The organism is Enterococcus sp. 3H8_DIV0648 (assembly GCF_002140655.1).
GTDB classification, from domain to species: domain Bacteria; phylum Bacillota; class Bacilli; order Lactobacillales; family Enterococcaceae; genus Enterococcus_A; species Enterococcus_A hulanensis.
This window is the reverse complement of record NZ_NGLG01000001.1, coordinates 3,008,936-3,011,516: the sequence shown is the minus strand read 5'-3', so window position 1 is coordinate 3,011,516 and position 2,581 is coordinate 3,008,936. Positions and strand designations below refer to the sequence as shown.

At 32.6% G+C, this 2,581-nt stretch carries 1 protein-coding gene and 1 pseudogene; both read right to left on the bottom strand.

Features of this window, described 5'->3' with window-relative positions; translation table 11 throughout:
- The coding region (locus tag A5875_RS23705) for an ABC-three component system protein (RefSeq protein WP_369596954.1) at window positions 1-867 on the bottom strand (867 nt) is incomplete at its 3' end.
- 314 nt (window positions 868-1,181) lie between these two features.
- Window positions 1,182-2,552, bottom strand: a pseudogene (locus A5875_RS13905) (DUF2130 domain-containing protein).
- Window positions 2,553-2,581: the final 29 nt, after the last annotated feature.

Genomic DNA, 2,581 nt, shown 5'->3' with positions numbered 1-2,581 from the left:
GTCTAAGTTGTCATTATTGTGTATTCTTTTTATTAATAATTCTTTTTTTACAAAAGAATCATCATCGATAATTGTAGAAGGCAAATAAGTGATGTTTTTCATATCTGGCATTCGTTTATTGAATACCCACTTCTTATTTTCAATCACTTGCTGTATTTGCTTTAATATTTCGAAATAACAGTTTTCTAAATTCTGTCTGCTTAGACAGTCTGATAGTAGGGCGAGCTCGCAATCAACACTATCACCTATTACTTCATTGTCTGGTACTATCTTTAAGCAAAATTCGTAAAAATCTTTTTCATTTAGATCATATATTTGGGCCAAAGACTGTTGGAAGATATCTATAGTCTGGTGAGATATCATTCCTAACTCATATTCCTTCATAAGAATATTATCTGTGTATATAGCAGCGATATGTTGAAATTTATTCCGCATATAATAGAGTGTATATTCTTTACTAGGCATATCATGATTACGATCAATAATTGCTTTCATGTCAGAAAACTTAATATTCACCTTGTCCTCTTCGTTTTTTTCTTGAATATTCTTATGCCGTTCTTTGATATTTGTATCAATAAGTCCCAGTAAACAATGATACGCTCTATCAACTCTTTCTTTACTAGCATAGCCTTCTGAAAGTATTTCTAACAATGATTTTATTTTCACTTCAATTTCATCAAAGGAGCAACAATAAACTTTTTCTTCCTTATTCCCGTAATTATAAATTTCAAATTTTTTTAAAATGCTATCCTTTTGTCCAGATTCAATAACTTCTTTGCAGGATTCGTACGGTGATTTAATGCGAGGATTCTTTGCAGATTTACTAGGTTTACTTATGCAATAATTCTCGAAGAAATCTTCAGGCATATTAAAAGCTTTAGTTGAGTGTAAGACTGCTTTATCTAAATCGTGAAATACTAATATTTTTGCAAATAAGGTCCATATAGCATCTTTATATTTTGATATATTAGATGAGTTGTAAGTTTTTACTTGGTGTATAGTGATATACTTTGATCCTTTACTTATCTAGATGTGTATAAGAGACAGTTTACTAGGTTTACTTATGCAATAATTCTCGAAGAAATCTTCAGGCATATTAAAAGCTTTAGTTGCTGTCTCTTATACACATCTTGTCATAACCGACTTTCCTCCATTCTTTTTGCCATAAACAGTTAATCAATTTACAAATTGTCAAATTTTGTCTTCATAGTCGGATTCTTCCGAACAAGCTTCTTAACAGTTAAATCCTCAGCCTTATTATTTGCTAACCTTAAATTGTTTTCAGAAGAGAGAAGCGCATCCTTAGTCTTCTGCAGATGTGTGATCGTCTTATCGATCTCGTCAATTGCAGTCTTAAATTTACGACTAGCCAAATCATAATTCTTGGTGAATGCCGATTTAAACATATCCAAGTCTTCTTCAAAGTGAGTGATATCGATATTTTGTTCCCGCATCAAAGCCACCTCTTGTTTATACTGCAGTGAGTTGAGTGCGGCATTTCTTAGAAGCGTAATAATTGGAATGAAGAACTGCGGGCGGATTACATACATTTTTTCGTATTCATAAGAAACATCTACTATCCCAGTATTGTAAAATTCATTATCAGCTTCAAGCATAGTAACAAGAATAGCGTATTCACATTTTTTCTCGTTTCGATCCTTATCCAGCTCTTTAAAGAAATTTTCATTTTTCTTTTTAGTTGCTGTTTCATCGTCTTCGTTTTTCATCTCGAACATGATAGAAATAATTTCAGTTCCATTATCATCGTATTCACGATAAATGTAGTCACCCTTGCTACCAGTCTTTGCATCATTATCTTTTCCAAATTCAGCGTTCTTAAAAGCCGTCATTCTGAGACGATTGAATTCTATTTCACAATGTTGTTCAAGACTTTCTCCTACCATTTTTGTTGATTGTTTAGCCTTGAAATCTTTGTAAAAGACGATCGTCTCATCTTTTTGTTTGATTTCGCTCTCATATTTTTCCTTAATGGAATTCTTTTCAAGCTCAACCTCTTTTTCTTGCATCTGGAGTTTAGATTTTAACTCCGCAATCTCTTTTTCCTTTTCGGAATTCGCTTCAGTAAGCTTCAGTTTATTATCCGTTTGAAGCGCATTCATTTTGGAAGTTAGCTCTGATAGCTCTTTTTCTTTTTCAGCTAAGGCTTGTTTAATCTCGTATTATTTTTCTTTAAAAATTGATTGCGTCTGGGCTTCAAGTTCTGTGATTGTCTTTTCTCGTTCAGTGAGCTTTTCTTTCATCTCAGACTCAACAGAAGATATTGCAATTTTCTTATCTTGTTCATTAGCATTAATTTTATTCTGGAGCTCTGCTAACTCTTTTTCTTTCAAAGAAAGTTGTTTCTCGAAAGAGTTTTTAGCTTTCTCTTCTACAAGAGCCAAGTTGCTCTGATGCTGATTCTTGATTTGTACTAATTTCTCATGAACCTCTTCATTGAATTCCTTTGTCCGTATTTGATTTAAAATATCTGCGTAGCTTGCTTCATTAACAGTAAATACTTTATGACAGTTCGGACATTTTATTTCGTGCATATTTTAAGCCCACCTCAGCTCTGTATGTC